The following is an 18,065-nucleotide window of genomic DNA, read 5'->3' as shown; positions in this document are numbered from 1 at the left end:
CAAGATATGTTTTTCAAAATAGCGTTATTGCTGTTTAAGCAGCTCGTAACGCGAATTCACATCAGCCTACCTCCAATATCACCTCCTGGGGGTCGGCTTGATTGCCTGCAACGTCCACTACAGTCACTACTACTTTGAACTTATTCGGCAATCCCGTTACTTTAAATCTACCTACCCACTGAATAACCTCACCGATTACGGTGAACTCCAACCGTGGAACTTTCTTGATAAAGTTGTTATTCATATCACGAAGTTCTACATCTACTCCTGTAACATCAACCGAAGATGAACCGGTAGTCGAGTCTATAAATTCACCGGTGATGTGCAAAACGACATAAACAATGGACTCGGGCTTTACCTTTATGTTCGAGTTGGGCGATTTTATTTCGACCCCTGGATCTGCAGTGTCCAAGGTTATTGTGTATTGTTTCTCGGTGACGTTGTCTGCTAAGTCTTTTACGGATACTAATACTGTTTTCGGACCATCGTCTACATCGGGATTGAAGTTATAAATAACGTTAAAATCGGAAGTACCAGAAGCAGTCTTTGCAAGGCTTCCGTCTATGGTGAGTTTCCATTCTTTTACATTCGATGCGAGTTCATCCGTTTTGAAACTAAAGTTGACCGTTCCATTTACGAATGCGCCTTCTGCTGGTGAAAAGTCTATGATTTTCGGTTCTTGCGGGTCGAGTGTAACATCGAGCAAAATCGTTTCGAAAAGAACTCCCGTTTGGGATTTTCCGATGAAGCCTTCCACTTTTATGTGATAAAGCCCGCCGGGATAGTTCTTTCCAGGATTCCATTGCAATTCACCCGTGATGTTCCCTTGGGGGGGAGGAACCTTCGATTCTTCTAAGATGATCTCATTTGAGGGATTAGCATCTTCGGTGATGGTAGCTTTCGTCGTGATTTCCGAATCCGCTCCAGAAACCTGATATTTGATGCTCGCAGTTTGACCCACGAAGTCTCCATTCTGAGGGCTCGTAATCGTCAAATCGGGCTGAGAAAATCGCTTCGAGCTAGAAAGTTGTGCTTGGACAGGAAATAAGAAGGAAGCGAAAAGTAATACGATTAGGGTTTTTAGAATGTTCATAATTTGCTTCATCATAACCTCCTCATTGTGGGGGGAGCGCCTCTATGGACGTTCGAAAGATAGAGACGTTCCAGAGAAGGCATTTATTGTGCCTGATTTTGAATCATTAGGTCAACGGGACGCCAGGATTAGGTCTATATAAGCGGCTACACCACCATCATCGTTGGCACCGACGACCAAATCCACTATCTTTTTGACCTCCTCAGGTGCATTTGCTACTGCCGCTGAGTGACCAGCCCATTCGAGCATGGGCAGGTCGTTGTAATAATCGCCTATCGCTGCGGTTTGATTTTGAGGAATTCCCAAAGCCGAGGCTAACGAAGACAATGCTTCCCCTTTGTCGGTTTTTGCACTCAACACCTCTAAATACTCTGGTTCGGACAATGTGAACTGGACTTCATCCGCAGGAAGCCGAGTTCCGAGCTCACGCTGGATATCGTTTGCTTCGTCTGGTGAAATCATCATGATGATTTTGAGCGGTTCAATACCATAGAGCGCATCCCAATCCAAAACTCTCACGTTGCCGCGTTTGACCCTTCGCATATATTTGTAAAGCATTTCGTTTTCCTCTGCGAAGAAAATCGTGTCGTCTGCATAAATATGTGCGTGAACACCGGTTTTTTGACAAAAGGAAAGGATTTCGTTGGAATACTCTATCTTTACTTTATGTTCTTGCAAAACTCGTCCATTGTAGGCAACGAGATACGCGCCATTGCATGAAATCAAGGAAGGTTCGATTTCCATTTCGTCGGCGAAATGGCGCATGCTGGAAGCGATTCTTCCGCTCGCCAATGCAATTTTGATTCCCGCTTCGTTCAAGCGCTGAATTGCTGAGGCATTTTCCGGAACGATGTTTCTGTTTCCGTCTAGTAACGTAAAATCGAGGTCAATCGCCAATAGTTGAATGGGGTGAGCGAATCCGTTTTTACTCAAGGCTTCAAACTCCCGCTTTTGGAGCAACGAAATGACAAACTACATCTGCCGCATACTCCACTTGCTCTCGTGAAAGGTGGGGATGAATCGGCAAGGAAAGAACCTCTTTGCAAGTCTTCTCTGCTATCGGAAAATCCCCTTCCTTGTAACCTAAATGCGCGTAAGCCTTTTGAAGATGCAAAGGAGAAGGATAATAGATGGCAGAACGAACTCCATGCTCCGTCAGGTATGCCATCAAAGCATCTCTTCTCGGATGCCGAATCGTGTACTGATGGTAGTTATGATATGTAGTTTCCGGCAAAACATAAGGGGGGGTGACATCGGTGCCTTCGAAAAATCGGTCATAAATGAGCGCGTGTTGTCTTCTCGCTTCGTTCCACTGACCCAATTTTTTGAATTTAACTCTAAGAATTGCTGCTTGAATTTCATCTAAGCGGCTCGTATGTCCTACTTCGTCATAAAAGTATTGTTTGTACATCCCATGAACTCGCAGCGCTTTTGCGCGTTTCGTCAATTCTTCGTCGTTCGTTAGAATCATCCCTCCATCCCCGGCTGCTCCTAAATTTTTCGTAGGATAAAAACTCAGCGCTGCCGCATCTCCCCATGAGCCTATCGGAAGTCCGTTTCTCGTACTCCCAATCGCTTGGGCAGCGTCTTCTACGATTTTTAAGTCGTACTTTTTCGCAATTTCTCTTATTTCCTCCATCTCGGCAATTTGACCGAATAAATGTACGGGCAGAATCGCCTTGCTACTCTTCGTAATCGCAGATTCGAGGTTTTCAACCGCTATGTTGAACGTTTTCGGCTCGATATCCACGAAAACAGGCCTCGCGCCGTTTTGCAATATCGCTTCTATCGTTGCACCGAAACTGAACGGTGTGGTGATTACCTCATCTCCCTCTTTGATTCCCAAAGCCTGTAAGGAAATCTTCAAAGCATCCGTACCGCTATTGACTGCAATTCCATATTTCAATCCGCAAGAAGCGGCTAATTCCTCTTCCAAGAGTGAAACTTGCTCACCCGATGAGTATTTGCCGCTTCTTAAAACCGCTAAGACTGCGGAATCAATTTCTTCTTTTAATTCCTCGTATTGAGCGACTAAATCTACGAACGAAACTTCCATTTAAGAATTATTACGGGACTTCTCCGATTATGCTGTATTCTGGAACTACAGTTTGAGCTCCTAATACAGAATTTTCAATCCTGCTGAAGGCTCCTATGCACGAGCGCTCTCCGATTATCGAATTCCGCACCTTCGCACCTTCTCCGATATTGGTTTCTTCGAGAATAATAGAGTCAATTATCTCAGCACCTTTTTCTATTTTGACTCCTTTTCCAATCGAAGAAAAACCAGAGATTTTTGCTTCCGGATGTAATTCCACATCATCGTCTATAGCCGCGCTATTGTATTTCCGAAAAGGCTTAGGGCTTTTTACAGAACCGTTCAATACAGCCCGAACAGCCTCCATATATTGCGAAGGGCGACCGATGTCAATCCAGTACGCATTTTGAATGTTTCCATAAATTCGCTTACCTTCTGAAATGAGTTTCGGAAACACTTCTCTTTCGACGTTGCATCTGCCGGATGGAAACATTTCTAAAATATCCGCATTGATGACATAAAGCCCTGCATTGATGTAGTCCGAGCCTTCGCCAGTGTTCGAAAGCATCCTTTTTTGTTCTTCCGTCGGTTCATAGAATCCCAAGACACGTTCTTCTTCATTGATTTTGATTACGCCATAGGGATGCGGTCTTCTAACTTCTCTCAAAGTCAAAGTGACATCCGCATTTCGTTCACGATGGCTTCGAATAATTGCCGATATATCGAACGCATGAATCGTATCTCCGTTGAAAATCACGCAGTCGTCACCTGGAAAAACGTCGTAAGCGTTTCGAATTGCACCCCCTGTATCCAACGGTTCTTTTTCCAAAGCGTAAACCAATTTTATTCCTAAAGAGGAACCGTCACCGAAATATTTTTCGATGGCATCTGCCATATAGTTGGTCGCGAAGCACACCTCTTTTATCCCTGCTTCTTTGAGATAGGTTAATTGATATTCCAATAAAGGTGTATTCACGAGCGGCATGAGCGGCTTTGGACGAGAGAGTGTAAGCGGTCGTAAACGTGTTCCGAGACCACCTGCAATTACGATTCCACGCATAGCCTAATAGAAGGATACCGAAAGGATAAATAAAGTGTGGGTATAGAGAATCACTAAGGTAAAATTGAAAAACAAATGTCCCAAAAAGATGGCGAAACAACGAAAGAAATAGCCACTTGGCGTGTAAAAGTCGGCTTGGCCGAGATGCTCAAGGGTGGGGTGATTATGGATGTCACCTCTCAAGAGCAGGCGAAAATCGCGGAGCGCGCCGGTGCGGTGGCTGTAATGGCATTGGAACGAGTTCCTGCAGATATCCGCGCCTATGGAGGGGTTGCGCGGATGAGCGATCCGAAAATTATCAAAGCGATTCAAGACGCCGTGACAATTCCTGTAATGGCGAAGTGCAGAATCGGGCATTTCGTAGAAGCGGAAATTTTGGAAGCATTGGGGGTGGACTACATTGACGAAAGCGAGGTGCTTTCCCCTGCCGATGGAGAGCATCATATCGAAAAACATCGCTTCAAGGTTCCTTTCGTATGCGGGGCGAGAAACTTAGGCGAGGCTTTGCGAAGGATAGGCGAGGGCGCTGCTATGATTCGCACAAAGGGGGAAGCAGGAACGGGTGATGTCATCGAGGCAGTGCGTCATATGCGTTCCATCATGAACGAAATCCGCATTATCGCCTCGAAACGCGAAGACGAATTGATGAGCGTCGCGAAAGAATTATCCGCTCCTTACGAACTCGTACTCGAAGTACACCGCATAAAGCGTTTGCCTGTTCCGAATTTTTCTGCCGGTGGCATTGCAACACCTGCGGACGCAGCATTGGTTATGCGCTTGGGAGCTGAAGCGGTGTTCGTCGGTTCAGGAATTTTCAAAAGCGGAGAGCCCGAGCGTCGTGCAGAAGCAATCGTACAAGCAGTAGCGCATTACGAAGACGCAGCGCTTATTGCAAAAGTATCCGAAGATTTAGGAGAGCCTATGATCGGGCGCGCGGTTCACGAACTTCGTGAAGAGGAACTCCTCGCTGGAAGGGGTTGGTAATTCGCATTCCCTTAACGAACTAAATGCGCCTAACGAACTAAATGGTCGAAACATCACGGCTGGAGGGCATCCGGAGGATAGATGCGACAATCGCATATGCACTTTTCGGTTGCTTTTTTCTTTTATTGATAATTCTCGCCTTCGATTTTCCTCATCCGGACCCTGATTTTTATGTTTATTTAGATCAAGCGCGCGATATTGCAGCATTCAAACAAACGGACCAAAAATTCGCTCCAGGTTTTCCTTTATTACTATCTCCATTCGCTGGTTTTTCTGCTTCGACTGCGGAAATCGTTGGAAGATGCATCGGTTTAGGAAGTTATCTTATTTTCGGGTTCGCAATGATCGGAATTTTACGAAGGCTCAACTTAATAGGTATTTCTCTCGCGGTAGTTGCGATTCTCGGAAGTCGTTACGTAATGATCACTTCGTTGAGCGCTACTTCTCATTTACCATTCGCCGCAATGACTGCCTCGACATTTTGGGCGATTTTATCTCGAAAGTGGACATGGGCATACATTACCGCCGCATTAGCGTTGAGTTTTCGTTATAACGGTTTACTTTTGCCATTTTTCGTTATGATTTCGCATTTTCTTTCGAATGACGAATCGAGAAAGGCATTCAAGAAAATAGCCCCCCCTGTTCTCTTTTGTGTCCTCGGTATCCTTCCTACTGCTCTTTATATGCAGTTCGGTACGGAAGTAGGAGTTAGTCGTTACCGTGAGGAAGTCGAAGCCAGAGGAACCGCTGGCTTACAAGTCGTGCAATATATGGCAGCGGGAATCGGCGTTTCCTTTATGGATTCTGTGGGCTCGAAAGCGATATCGAAAGGTGATACTTCGATGAAGGTTCTTTTCGGAATAGCGATACTCCCTTTGTTAGCGATGAGCATACTGGGGGTTTATTTTCTTTGGAAATCCCAACGTTTCTTTTGTTTGTGGCTCGCGATTTGGTTGGCATGGTGGGTCGTCGTTCATTCGAGATTCGCCGATGTGGGGGGGATTTATTTTTATACCACGCAAATTACATGGGCGATATGGACACTCGTCGCCGCTGGACTTTCTTATTTAGTCGTTTCTAAACCTTTTGCTCTTTATTCGATTTTCATCCCTTTTGTACTATTGTGGATGGATTCGAGGCTATCTATTTTTCTCGCATTGGGCATCACTGCTCTCGCCTTTCCTTTCGTAAGAAGTTTCTCAAAGACTGCGATGCCCATTTTTCTCGCTACTTTTGCGCTTCTGCCATTATCTTTCGTAAATGCAAAAGAGAAAATATACGAAAACAATCCGCGACCGGTAATCGAGGCGTTCTTGGATTGGAGCAAATCGCATCCTAAAATTCTCGTCTCGCCTTTTATGCTCGACCAATGGAAAGCTGCAGGCCTCGATGTGAGCAATTTAGTATCGGAGGAATACATCGACGGCTCGGATATCATGAACTCTATTAAGAAACTCGGAGTAAGATACGCCGCGGTTACGAGTTGGGAAATGGATTACCGGACAGAAGAGGAGTTTATCGAAGGGCACGAATTCTTTTTAGGAAAACGTTATCCTACTTCCCTTCGTCCTTACGATCTACTTTTAAATGCTTATCGTGAACGTGGGTGGAAAAAAGTGCAGGAATTCAAGGTGCGCAACGCCGCAATTTTCGTTTACGAGCCGATTCATTTTTCATCCGAAAATAGATAAGAAAATTTCACGGTCATAAAATCGCTTTGCGTGTCGAAACCGTAGGACTCACCGGTGACATAAACCCCTTTATTCAATTCGATATCCGAGATGACATCTAAATTTTTCGCTGGGCCATCATGACGATAAAAACCTAAATGCTTTCCTACTTTTCCGAAAACATGAATAACGAAATCCGGAGGTACTCCACTCGAAAAAGAACCTCCACCCGCCGCATAAAGGTTTCCGCCCATAAACTGCAAGGAAGTCGCGGTATCGAACGCAGAGCCACCGCCATCCCAAATAAAACTCCAAAGCAGATTTCCGTTAGCGTCGTATCGAAGGACGATGAAGTCGTTCAAACTCGTGAAGCCTTCTGTCGTTCCGCAAACAGCGACGCCGGAACCTCCATAGGACGCAATCCCTGTTGGCGAATCGTCGAGATTGGAACTTCCGTTGAAAATCTTATCCCATATTTTTCCTCCACTCGAGTCGAATTTAATTACACCTATGTCCCCACCGTAGTAATAGTAAGGGACGTTAGTCCAACCTGCTATGTAAATATTGCCGGCAGTATCAACTGTCATCGCTCGAAGGAGGTCGTTTTTATTTTTTGGTCCGTTATAACTCGAGTTCCATTTCAAGTCTCCGTACTGGTCGTATTTCAAAAGCATCAAATCCGCAGTCTCTCCATCGTGAATAGAGTTTTGATATCCGCCGACGTAGATATTTCCCTGTAAGAGCGCAATGACATGCGTAGCAAAATCACCTTGACCAGAAGGACCGTCATAGGTTTTCGACCAAAGCAGCACACCGTTGGAATCGTATTTTCGAACCATGGCATCGCTTCCGAGCCCCCCCACGACATAACAGTTCCCTTCTGCATCTACGGAGAGGTCGTAACCATCGTGATCTGTCTTCGACCACAGCAAGTTCCCGTCAGCATCGAGCCTCAAAGTTCCCGCCGTACCCGTGAGATAAATACTGTTATCGTTATGCACCTCCATCGCTTGAGGTCTATCGTCATCCGTCAAGTCGTAACGAAAGGTCCACGCCTCCTCTCCTAAAGCACTGTATTTGACGACGAGATAATCTGAATTATTGAACGAACCAACCGGATAAGAAGAGCCGAAAACGATGCAATTTCCTTTTCGATCCAGGTCGAGTTCTACAGGAGTATCGTAATAATGTCCCTCGTAACGGTTGATCCACATTCGCGAACTTTGAGCGAACAGCGAATTCCATCCTGTTAGAAATGCCAATAGCGTAAATAGAATTACTTTCATAACACACTTTGTTCTTCTTTTAGACGTTATCTTTTCATGCCACGTTCCTAAAACAGATTCCAAATAGAGTTTTAGAGGAGAGAGAATGAAAAAAGCCAAGTAAAAAGTCTTAGTAGCGGGAGTATTTGAGGCATAGAAAGTGTAAAGAAAAGGCTCATTTCGAGTAAAACAGCCGCATGTCAGAAACGATAGAAGCCTTGCTCCAGGAAGGAAGGGTTTTCCCTCCGCCCGAAAAATTCATCAAGCATGCAAATATCAGCGACCCCTCGATTTACGAGAAGGCAGATTCGGATTTCGAAAAGTTCTGGGAGTCTTGGGCAGAAAAACTCGATTGGTTCGAAAAATGGCACTCAGTTCTCGAATGGAAACCGCCATATGCAAAGTGGTTCATCGGCGGGAAAATCAATGCTTGTCACAATTGTGTAGATAGGCACTTACCGAATCGCTCGAACAAAACAGCGATTATTTGGGAAGGAGAACCAGGAGAAACGCGCACTCTCACATACAAGGATTTGAAAGCGGAAGTCTCTCGCACAGCGAATGCTCTCAAGGAGTTAGGAGTTCGTAAAGGAGAGATCGTCTGTATTTACATGCCGATGGTTCCCGAACTTGCGATTGCGATGCTCGCGTGCGCAAGGATCGGAGCCGCGCATAGCGTAGTTTTCGGTGGCTTTTCTGCAGAGGCATTAAAAGAAAGAATTAACGACGCACAAGCAGTAACCGTAATCACTGCTGATGGTGGGTGGCGTCGTGGCTCTATCGTTCCACTACTCGAAACGGTTAACGAAACGGTTCGTGATTGTCCGTCTGTCCGAAATATTCTAATTTATAGAAGGCTGAATAAAGAAGTTAATCCTATCGAAACAAACTGCCCTGTTTTCTTTTGGGATGAAATCGTTCCTCGTCAAAGCGACGAATGTCCTTGCGAACCGATGGAGAGTGAAGATTTGCTATTCACTCTATATACGAGTGGTTCTACCGGTAAGCCCAAAGGCATCGTACACACAACGGGGGGGTATCTCACAGGGACTTTGGCGACTTTCCAATGGATTTTCGATTACAAGGAAAACGACATTTTCTGGTGCACAGCGGACATCGGATGGGTAACCGGTCACAGTTATGTTGTTTACGGACCGCTCGCAAGCGGTGCGACAATTCTCATCTATGAAGGCTCGCCTGACACACCCGATAAAGACCGATTCTGGAGAATCATTGAAAAGCACAAAGTCAATATTTTATATACCGCTCCAACGGCGATACGAACATTTATGAAATGGGGGGATAAATATCCGGAAAGATGCGACCTCACCTCTTTGCGACTTTTAGGAACTGTTGGCGAACCCATCAACCCGGAAGCATGGGTTTGGTATTGGAAACACATCGGGGGGGGAAGATGCCCGGTAGTCGACACATGGTGGCAAACGGAAACAGGACAGATTCTTATCACACCGTTACCTGGGATTACGACATGCAAACCGGGTTCAGCGACGCATCCGTTTCCAGGGATAAAAGCGGAAATCTATTCCGAACAAGGCGAACCTCTCGAAGGTGCACACGGTGGATATTTAGTTCTCACGCGACCCTGGCCAGCGATGCTTCGAGGGATTTTCAACGACCCTGATCGATACATATCACAATACTGGAGCCGATTTCCGGGAGTCTATTTTACGGGTGATGGAGTAAAGCGTGACGAGGATGGATATTTATGGCTGCTCGGACGCGTGGACGACGTAATGAACGTATCCGGACATCGTATCAGCACGATGGAAGTCGAAAGCGCATTGGTTTCTCATCCAGCAGTTGCAGAAGCCGCTGTCATCGGTCGTTCCCATGAAATAAAGGGCCAAGCCATCAGCGCTTTCGTTTTACTGCGGACGAATAACACTGCGCCGCCTGATGCAGAAATCTCTGACCGTGATACGACTTCGCTAACAGATGAACTAAAGGAGCATGTGGCAAAAATGATCGGTCCGATTGCGCGACCAGAGGAAATTTTTATATGTGCTGACCTTCCTAAAACCCGAAGCGGCAAAATCATGCGTAGACTGCTTCGAGACATAGCCGAAGGAAGGGCTCTTGGCGACACCACCACGCTCGCAGACAGCGCCGTTATAGCCTCTCTGAAAGACCAATACGAGCACCTGGAAGGATAGCGAACGAATTCGAACCTGATACCGTCCTAAATTCAAAAAAGGAGGGACAAACGATGTTCTCTTTCTTAGTTGGTGCTATTTATCTTTCTAACAACTCCACGTTTTCCGACCTGAGGTTTTACGACGCCTTCGAAAACAACGGAAATGAATATATCCGTATCGAAGGTCGAGCGAATCAGTTCACTCTCGGGAAACAACACAATGCCACCCTTGCCGCCTTGCCCGATGGCAGATTTTCAATTGCATGGGAAAGTCAACGACAATTGCGTGGCAAGCCCGGTGTCTTTGTCAGGGTCTTCGATAAATTCGGAAAACCAATCACCTCCGAATCGCGTGTCTCGAAAAACGAAGAATTTCCGGAAATGCAACCTTGCTGCTTTTTAACTTCGGAAGGAAAAGCCCGCGCATTTTATCAATCCTTATACCGTGATGGAAGTTTGAGCGGTATCTATTTAGGGGATAAGCAAACGAATGTCCGCTATTTAGGTGAGCAGTTCGATGTCGTTTCTGCTTCTTCAAACGATAAAAGGATCGCCGTTTACGTTTCGGAAATCAGTGGCAAAGAAAGCAGAATTTTTGCGCGCGTTTTCGATAGAAACGACAAGCCTATAACGAATGAATTTCAGATTTCTAACGTCGGAAAAGGACGAGACGTAAAACCTGCTGTTGCGATTTCCGGAAATGAAGGGCTCGCAGTTTGGCAGCGGTTCGATGAAAACGGCGACCTCGTAGGAATTTATGCACAACGTTTTTCTTTGAATGGCAAAAGAATCGGAACTCCTAAATGCATTAGCGGGAAAAACGCCGTCGAACCGGTTATTTGCGCTGCCGGCAAATCTTATATCGTCGCATGGATGGAATCCAAAAGCAATGGAGACTTTCGTGTGCGAGCAATAAAATTGAACGATGATTTATCTGCGAATGGTTTCATTCCGCTCTCCGAAAGCGCGAACCATCAAAACGGTGCCGCCGTTGCAGGAAGACCTGATGGCAGTTTCGTTATCGGTTGGAATGAATGGAAAGGAGACGATGTAGACATCTATTTGCAAACCTTCGATGCACACGGTAAGCCTACTTCTCCTGCTTTCTGCGCAACGAAAAATCGAGAAGGCGAGCAAAAATTAGCGGAAGCAACGGGAAAACAACGAATCGCGTATCTCCACGATGGAAGCATTGTCATTGCTTGGAACGGTCGCGGAAATTTGGATGATTCGAACGGTGTTTATTACACTTGCTTGCTTCCCTCTCAATTCATTTCTCCCACTATGAGAAAGGAATTAGAGGAAGTCAACGCATCAACACAAAACGCTTTAGAAAAAATTCTCGCAGCAAGAGAAAGCAGTTCCAAAACGGAAGAAATTCGTGTGGTTACGGAACAAGCAATACCGCACGAACCGCCGAAGTACAATCCTCGATTTCGTGAAGACCCTTGGAAGGATTACAGTTGGATGAATCGTGCTGGAGGATTCGTCGGAGTACTCAATACAGGCTGGACTCCCCCCGACCCGCATCTCGCTGCTGGTCCTAACCACATAGCCGTGATGACGAACGGTGCAATCGCATGGTTTACGAAAGACGGCACGAAACAATTTCAGGATGAAATCGAAGCATCCTATGGATTCTGGGGTTCTTTAGGCACCGGAAGTTTCGTTTTCGACCCAGAGGTCATTTACGATCCGCATAGCGGACGCTTCATGGCGATGGCTTGCGAAAGAACAAATGGAAAATCCTACTTCTTGCTCGCGGTTTCCGATGATTCCGACCCGAACGGAAATTGGTACAAGTATCGCTTCGATGTAACTTCGTTAGCGGGTAGTGACATAGACTCTCCGAATATCGCAGTTGACACGCAAGCCGTTTACTTGACCGCAGACTTTTTCACCCCGAATCAAAAATATCTGATTTACATTTTGAAAAAAAGCGACGTTCTCGTAGGAAACACGCCGCTTACGAAGAACTTGTTGATTACTGGTCAGCAAAGTCATGGTATTCCAATTACGTGGGACGCAGATGCTCCTGCGCAATACATGATAGAGCATTTCGAATCGAGCACGAACACGACAGTCCGTTTGCATGCGATTCAAGACCCTCTCGGCTCGCCAACACGCACGACGTACACTCTCGCTGTCCCCGCATATAGCCCCCCCGAAGACCTGCCGCAAAAAGGAAGCAGCGTTAAACAAGAAACCTTCGATAGCAGATTTTGGAGTTGTGTTTATCGAAACGGTTCCTTGTGGGCAACGCACCATGTAAATAGCACGCGTGTTCGTGCTCGCTGGTATGAAATCAAGATGAACGGTTGGCCTGTTTCTGGCAACTTACCTACACTCGTGCAAAGCGGTGAAGCCGACCCAGGCGACCCGATTCGCACTGCGTTTACGAGTATCAGTGTGGACGCTGTGGGAAATGCAGGACTCGTGTGCGCACGCGGAGCACCTGGTTCGACGGGTGAATATCTTTCGATGATGATTGCCTCTCGAAGAGCAGCCGACCCTCTCGGGACGATGCCGAATATGGAAATCGTAAAATCCAGCACGAGTGCTTACACTTTGTACGGTCGCTGGGGTGATTACTCTGCATGCGTCACAGACCCCGCAGATAACAAAACATTTTGGGGTCATCACGAATGGGCGGAAGGAAATAACTGGCGTACATGGATTCAACCTTTCGCCCCCCCTGGAACCGAGCAAGAACTCGCAATCGAGCAAATCATTCCCATCAAATCCGGAAGCATCACAGGGGGAATAGCGGAAATAGTAGCCTCCGATGATGGATATCTCGTAATTCCGCCGGGAATCTTGAGCAGAGGCTCTCCTTTGGCAAGCGAGGTGGATTACATCACGACCTCTCCGACGGATAACGTAGCGAATCTGGGTCTGAGAATCGAAGGCAAAGCGAACATGGTGTCCTCGATGGATGTTTTCGTTTTGAACCGGAAAACGGGTGTCTACGACCACGTTTTCAACGGGACACTGCTTTTGTTGGATGGCGTTTTCACCATTCCATCTATCGCCAATCCTAAGGACTATATCGACCCGACAACGAAAGAAATTCGGGTGCGAATAGATGTCTCCTCCCTTATAAGCACACGCTCAGGACCTACTGCATCGATGGACGAGGTAAAGGTGCTCGTAACTTACTAAAAAACCTCGGTTACTTTTTTCGAAGTGGAGCATGGTCATAGTTGCCATGCTCCATGTTTTCCGGTATCCTAAAAGCATGATTCCGACACGAGAACCCCAAAAAACAGGCCTTCCCTACGATAGAATTTTCAACTTTTCTGCTGGACCGGGAATGCTGCCCGTCGAAGTCCTCGAAGAGGCTCGAGACGATTTACTGAATTACAAAGGCTGCGGGATGAGCGTTATGGAACTCAGCCATCGTGGAAAGATTTACGAAGACATTCATATGGAAGCCATCGCGAATCTTCGCAAACTCATGAATATCCCAGAGGATTGGGGTGTGCTTTTCCTGCAAGGCGGTGCGAGCCTTCAGAACGCGATGGTGCCTATGAATCTCAAAATCGAAGGCAAAACACCGAATTACGTAGACACGGGCTATTGGGGCAATAAATCTATGAAAGATGCGCAAAAGCTTACCAATGTGCATCTCGCCTATACGAGCGAAGCGACCGGATATGACCGCGCTCCGCAAGACGACGAACCGAAATTCAGTTCCGATGTTTCCTACATCTATTTCACGAGCAACGAAACCGTCGGGGGGGTAGATTATTTGCGCGATCCGGATTTCGGGCTGAAAGATGCGTTGGTCGTTTGCGATGCTTCGAGCAATATTTTGAGCAGAAAGTTCGATATCCATAAATACGACGTGATTTTTGCCGGAGCGCAAAAGAACCAAGGTCCTGCCGGAGTAACGTCAGTCATCGTAAGTCCTCGTGCTTTGGAAATATCGAAATCGCAAAATCTGCCGCTTATGCTCTCATGGTATCTCGCGCATAAAGACCATTCCATCCACAACACGCCTCCCTGCTTCGCAATTTATATTTGCGGTCTTTACTACAAATGGCTACTGAAAAACGGGGGGGTTGATTGGATTGCCCCGATTAATGAAAGAAAGGCGAAATACGTTTACGACGTCATTGATAGTTCGAACGGTTTCTATCATGGGCATGCTGTAAAAGAGAATCGTAGTCGAATGAATATCACTTTCCGCTGCCCTTCGGAGGAATTAGACGAAACCTTCGTGAAAGAGGCGAAAGAACTCGGCATGGTGACATTGAAAGGTCACCGAAGCACAGGAGGGATTCGCGCCTCGATGTATAACGCCTTCCCCGAAGAGGGTGCGAAAGTCCTTTCGGAATTCATGAAATATTTTATGAAGCGGCACGGTTAACATCACGAAGTAACCCCTGCGTTCTCGAACAAAACTTGGGAACTAGGAAAAAGAAAACGAGTATTACAGATTCCCTCGCAACCCCAGTTCGTCAGGATGATTTCGAAAGGCTTCGATAAGGTTCGCGATGTGCTCTTCCAGCGGAACGCCAATCAGTTCAGCACCTGCATAAACTTCCTCACGATTCACCGCTGCTGCAAAAGACTTTTCTTTGAGTTTTTTCAAAACGCTTTTCGGTTCCACTTCGAAAATACTTTTCGATGGTCTCACGTACGTTACGGCTGCGATGAAACCGGATAACTCATCGCAAGCGAACAAATGTTTTTCCATAGGGGTCTCTCTCGGAATTCCTGTGCGTTCGTTGTGCGAACCGATTGCGCGAATGATCTCCGGATCACAGCCGATGGATTCCAATAATTTCATCCCCCAAAGAGGATGCTCCTCAGGATGTTTTTCATAATCGAAATCGTGCAGCAATCCGGTTATTCCCCATTTTTCTTCGTCTTCTCCTAACTTTTTCGCATAATGCCGCATGGCAACTTCCACAGCGAGACAATGACGACGAATGGAATCGCTATCCGTGTGTTCGCAAAGCAATTGATAGGCTTGTTCTCGATTCATCGTTATCTAATCCTTTCACACCTCATGAAGTTCAATCATTCTCCCTTCTGGGTCGAAATAATAAGCAGATTTTCCCCAATCGTAGTTTTCAGGTCCATGCGTCGGCTTAAGTCCCTTTTCTTCGAGATTTTTACACGCTTCCTCTAAATTCTCGACTTCGAATGCGAAATGGTCCATATTCGCAGGACCTCCTCCGGATGTACTTTTTTCATGAACCAACAAATGCACATCACCGACATGAAAGATAGCACCACCGTGCCACTCACTTGCGGGCTCGCCGAGAATCTTTTTAAAAAATTCTTTCACAGCATTAGTGTCAGAACAGAACAATGCTATCTCAGTAATTTTCATAATTTGACAACCTCAATCTACACGAATGCTTCGAACCGCTGTATAAGTTTGACCGAACATGTCCTTCGTACGCACGAATATCGGATGCACTCCTTTTGGCAAATTCGGTGGTAACGTTGCTTCCCAAAGATGGGGTGATTTTATCGGAGCAGGTAGAGGATAAAACGGCGCTTTGAGCGTTTTATCTTTTTCGTACGCTTTGGAATAGAAAGGGTCGGGTTTCTCGACTTTGTTCATTATTTTCCATGCCCCGTTTACGCCTACTTTCATTTCGACCCGTGATTTTTCCGAGCCGCTAAAGACGTTAACTTGAACGAATGTTTTCGGTAATTCCGAGGAAGACACCGTCTCCGGCGCATAGATGTTCATCTGATACTGTTGCGGAGATTTCGCTGCGCGAAACTCTATGGAATATTGATTCCCATTGAAGGTGAAAATCGAATAACCATTCGGCGCACCACAGCGCATCGTCGTGTGAGGAATGCCTAATTCGTTGGGTGAACCCGACCACCAACTCCCGCAAACCGTGACGTTTACAATGTGATGGTGGGGCTTCGCTCCGCGCCAACCGTCTTTATCCGTTATGAAGACATGACGCTGATAATGTGTGTGTGCCGAAACAGAAATGACATAAGGTCGTTTTTCGATAATGCGATAAAGTTCCTGTCGGTCTTCGATTTCTGTCATTGGAATGTGCATCATTAGAACCACGAGTTGCTGAGGGGGGCACAAAGATAAATCCTTTCGCAACCATTCCAACTGAGTCTTTCCCAAGCCGGCGGTGTAAAAGCCGCGCTTGTTCTCCTCGGGAACTGCACCATGCCATACGACGTCGTCTAAAACTACGAAATGCGTCGGTCCGTAATCGAATGAATAATAGGAAGGTCCGAAAAAAGACTCGAAAGTTTCGTCGGAATCCGAATCGTCTTTTGCATCGTAATTCTCGTCGTGGTTTCCTAAGACGTTGTACCAAGGAATGCCAATCAACGCAATCGTGCGAGCCAAAGGCTCGAACAACGACAAATCATCGAATACGATATCGCCTAAAGTTACGCCGAATTTGGCGTTCGAGCCCACTAAATCCTCGATGACATCGTGTGCGATGTATTCGATTTCACGAATATCTCGAGGTTGAGTGTCTCCGAAAAAGAGGGCTTGGAATTTGTTAGGTTCTTTCTGAGGATAAAGCGGAAAATTGATTTGTTTAGGTAGTTCTCCGGTCGGTTGAACACCTGGATATCTCATTTTCGGTGAGCCATCCGGTTTATGGATGTAATAGAAACGAGGAAGGTTTTTATCGTCTACCGGTGTCATGTAATTTTTCGGTTTTATCACGAAGAATATCGTGTCTCTTCCTAAAACCGGCAAACGCCATTTTCCTTGCTGATTCGTTAAAACGATATCTCGACGATTCGAAACACGAATGCCGGGAATTCCCTTTTCACCCGGGTCCATTTTTCGATTTTTGTTCAAGTCGAGAAAAACATAACCTTCGGCATATATTGTTTGTATGCTTTCGGAAATGGAGGAGATTAAAGAAACGGCAAGACAGACGGAGAAAATGATTCCCTTGACGCAAATCCTCATGCGGTCAATTTTACTCTTCTTCTCTTTGAAAAACGTGCTGGCTCACGAGCCTCGCCAAAATTACCGGAGGATACAATGCTCCGAACACCGCTTGGGAAATAGAGAACATTCTCGCGAGAGGGGATATAGGTACGATGTCACCGTATCCTAATGTCGTTTGCGTAACGAAACTATAGTATAGGAAATTCCCCCACGACTCCATACTAAAACCGAGGTTTTCTGAAAAGCCTTTAGGGTTGAGGACGTATAAAACTCCGTAGACATTTCCATAAACCATTGCCACAAGAACATAAAGTGCGATACCCCCCCAGACTTCTCGCGCACTGACTCGGATTGTTCCGAAGACATCGCAACTAACGACGTACAGCGAAGACAAACTTTGAGTCAAAATGCATATCCCCCCTACTACGAATAACCAATCGTAATCTGGATAGAAAAATAAGCCAGGAATGAAAGTAACCAGTGCGAGAATCGCAGTGATGATGGAAAAAGAGAAAATCCATCTTTGCCTTTGCAATGCTATCGTACAGGCAGAAGCGACGAGAACGTTCGCCCAAAGGTAAGTAACTGTAAAAAGGACGACTGCAGATAGCATAAGATATCGCCCCACACCTTCGTGTAAAGAGAGTCTTTGCCAAAGGGAAATTTCCGCGACGATGCCGGGCGTGAAAAGAAGGAGAACACTGATAAAAGCAAGTCGCGCATAACTGATTTGTCGCAGGTCTTCTCTACCGAAAAGCCTCGCAAATCTTCCCTTCCACTCCGCCATAAAAGAATTATGTAAAAGAAGCAATCCTTTTTTCCACAGAGAGCAGGTCCAAAATAGTTCCATCTAAATAGACAAGATGGATATCGCTTTCAAAGCGAGGGTT

The 18,065-nt window shown here is 46.1% G+C and carries 14 protein-coding genes; 5 read left to right on the top strand and 9 right to left on the bottom strand.

Annotated features, from left to right (window positions below):
- Window positions 1-61: 61 nt before the first annotated feature.
- The 4 genes from VNK96_07205 to VNK96_07190 all read right to left on the bottom strand — a co-directional run bounded on the left by VNK96_07205 (window position 62) and on the right by VNK96_07190 (window position 4,188).
- Window positions 62-1,108 (bottom strand): hypothetical protein, encoded by a 1,047-nt coding sequence (locus VNK96_07205; GenBank protein ID HWP31492.1) that lies wholly within the window; start codon window positions 1,106-1,108, stop codon window positions 62-64.
- A 96-nt stretch (window positions 1,109-1,204) separates the two neighbouring features.
- Window positions 1,205-2,026, bottom strand: coding sequence for a Cof-type HAD-IIB family hydrolase (locus VNK96_07200; protein ID HWP31491.1), 822 nt, complete (start codon window positions 2,024-2,026; stop codon window positions 1,205-1,207).
- 4 nt (window positions 2,027-2,030) lie between these two features.
- On the bottom strand, window positions 2,031-3,149 hold the full coding sequence (locus VNK96_07195; protein ID HWP31490.1) for a DegT/DnrJ/EryC1/StrS family aminotransferase: 1,119 nt from the start codon (window positions 3,147-3,149) through the stop codon (window positions 2,031-2,033).
- Window positions 3,150-3,159: 10 nt separating this feature from the next.
- Window positions 3,160-4,188 carry an NDP-sugar synthase gene (locus VNK96_07190; protein ID HWP31489.1) on the bottom strand — a complete coding sequence of 343 codons (1,029 nt, stop codon included), beginning with the start codon at window positions 4,186-4,188 and terminating at the stop codon, window positions 3,160-3,162.
- Between the two features lie 75 nt (window positions 4,189-4,263).
- Here VNK96_07190 and pdxS point away from each other — a divergent pair, with 75 nt between their 5' ends.
- A complete protein-coding gene (pdxS, locus tag VNK96_07185) occupies window positions 4,264-5,172 on the top strand; it encodes a pyridoxal 5'-phosphate synthase lyase subunit PdxS (protein HWP31488.1) in 909 nt (302 codons plus the stop codon).
- Window positions 5,173-5,213: 41 nt separating this feature from the next.
- Window positions 5,214-6,863 (top strand): hypothetical protein, encoded by a 1,650-nt coding sequence (locus VNK96_07180; GenBank protein HWP31487.1) that lies wholly within the window; start codon window positions 5,214-5,216, stop codon window positions 6,861-6,863.
- Here VNK96_07180 and VNK96_07175 read toward each other — a convergent pair.
- On the bottom strand, window positions 6,839-8,128 hold the full coding sequence (locus VNK96_07175; protein ID HWP31486.1) for a PQQ-binding-like beta-propeller repeat protein: 1,290 nt from the start codon (window positions 8,126-8,128) through the stop codon (window positions 6,839-6,841). The genes VNK96_07180 and VNK96_07175 overlap by 25 nt on opposite strands.
- A gap of 176 nt (window positions 8,129-8,304) precedes the next feature.
- Here VNK96_07175 and acs point away from each other — a divergent pair, with 176 nt between their 5' ends.
- From acs to serC, 3 genes are all read left to right on the top strand, one after another.
- Window positions 8,305-10,281: an acetate--CoA ligase gene (gene acs / locus VNK96_07170; protein ID HWP31485.1), complete on the top strand. Its 1,977-nt coding sequence runs from the start codon at window positions 8,305-8,307 to the stop codon at window positions 10,279-10,281.
- A 53-nt stretch (window positions 10,282-10,334) separates the two neighbouring features.
- Window positions 10,335-13,424 (top strand): hypothetical protein, encoded by a 3,090-nt coding sequence (locus tag VNK96_07165; protein ID HWP31484.1) that lies wholly within the window; start codon window positions 10,335-10,337, stop codon window positions 13,422-13,424.
- A 76-nt stretch (window positions 13,425-13,500) separates the two neighbouring features.
- A complete protein-coding gene (gene serC, locus VNK96_07160) occupies window positions 13,501-14,634 on the top strand; it encodes a 3-phosphoserine/phosphohydroxythreonine transaminase (GenBank protein HWP31483.1) in 1,134 nt (377 codons plus the stop codon).
- Between the two features lie 63 nt (window positions 14,635-14,697).
- Here serC and VNK96_07155 read toward each other — a convergent pair whose 3' ends face one another.
- The 4 genes from VNK96_07155 to VNK96_07140 are packed head-to-tail and all read right to left on the bottom strand — an operon-like array spanning window position 14,698 to window position 17,962.
- The gene (locus tag VNK96_07155) at window positions 14,698-15,255 is read right to left on the bottom strand and encodes an HDIG domain-containing protein (protein ID HWP31482.1); all 558 of its coding nucleotides are present in this window, start codon (window positions 15,253-15,255) and stop codon (window positions 14,698-14,700) included.
- A 15-nt stretch (window positions 15,256-15,270) separates the two neighbouring features.
- A complete protein-coding gene (locus tag VNK96_07150; protein ID HWP31481.1) occupies window positions 15,271-15,606 on the bottom strand; it encodes a VOC family protein in 336 nt (111 codons plus the stop codon).
- Between the two features lie 12 nt (window positions 15,607-15,618).
- Complete coding sequence (locus tag VNK96_07145; protein HWP31480.1) at window positions 15,619-17,193, bottom strand: calcineurin-like phosphoesterase C-terminal domain-containing protein; 1,575 nt, start codon at window positions 17,191-17,193, stop codon at window positions 15,619-15,621.
- Between the two features lie 10 nt (window positions 17,194-17,203).
- On the bottom strand, window positions 17,204-17,962 hold the full coding sequence (locus tag VNK96_07140; GenBank protein ID HWP31479.1) for an ion channel: 759 nt from the start codon (window positions 17,960-17,962) through the stop codon (window positions 17,204-17,206).
- Window positions 17,963-18,065 lie beyond the last annotated feature (103 nt).

The sequence above is a fragment of the Fimbriimonadales bacterium genome, assembly GCA_035559795.1.
In the GTDB taxonomy this organism is placed as follows: Bacteria; Armatimonadota; Fimbriimonadia; order Fimbriimonadales; family ATM1; genus DATMAR01.
Note: the sequence above shows the minus strand (reverse complement) of the source record. Positions and strands in the feature narration are given on the sequence as shown.

Bases quoted from the DNA above. Each gene is read 5' to 3' on its own strand.
- VNK96_07205 (HWP31492.1), bottom strand. From the start codon at position 1,108: ATGATGAAGCAAATTATGAACATTCTAAAAACCCTAATCGTATTACTT.
- VNK96_07195 (HWP31490.1), bottom strand. From the start codon at position 3,149: ATGGAAGTTTCGTTCGTAGATTTAGTCGCTCAATACGAGGAATTAAAA.
- VNK96_07190 (HWP31489.1), bottom strand. From the start codon at position 4,188: ATGCGTGGAATCGTAATTGCAGGTGGTCTCGGAACACGTTTACGACCG.
- pdxS (HWP31488.1), top strand. From the start codon at position 4,264: ATGTCCCAAAAAGATGGCGAAACAACGAAAGAAATAGCCACTTGGCGT.
- VNK96_07180 (HWP31487.1), top strand. From the start codon at position 5,214: ATGGTCGAAACATCACGGCTGGAGGGCATCCGGAGGATAGATGCGACA.
- VNK96_07175 (HWP31486.1), bottom strand. From the start codon at position 8,128: ATGAAAGTAATTCTATTTACGCTATTGGCATTTCTAACAGGATGGAAT.
- acs (HWP31485.1), top strand. From the start codon at position 8,305: ATGTCAGAAACGATAGAAGCCTTGCTCCAGGAAGGAAGGGTTTTCCCT.
- VNK96_07165 (HWP31484.1), top strand. From the start codon at position 10,335: ATGTTCTCTTTCTTAGTTGGTGCTATTTATCTTTCTAACAACTCCACG.
- serC (HWP31483.1), top strand. From the start codon at position 13,501: ATGATTCCGACACGAGAACCCCAAAAAACAGGCCTTCCCTACGATAGA.
- VNK96_07155 (HWP31482.1), bottom strand. From the start codon at position 15,255: ATGAATCGAGAACAAGCCTATCAATTGCTTTGCGAACACACGGATAGC.
- VNK96_07150 (HWP31481.1), bottom strand. From the start codon at position 15,606: ATGAAAATTACTGAGATAGCATTGTTCTGTTCTGACACTAATGCTGTG.
- VNK96_07145 (HWP31480.1), bottom strand. From the start codon at position 17,193: ATGAGGATTTGCGTCAAGGGAATCATTTTCTCCGTCTGTCTTGCCGTT.
- VNK96_07140 (HWP31479.1), bottom strand. From the start codon at position 17,962: ATGGCGGAGTGGAAGGGAAGATTTGCGAGGCTTTTCGGTAGAGAAGAC.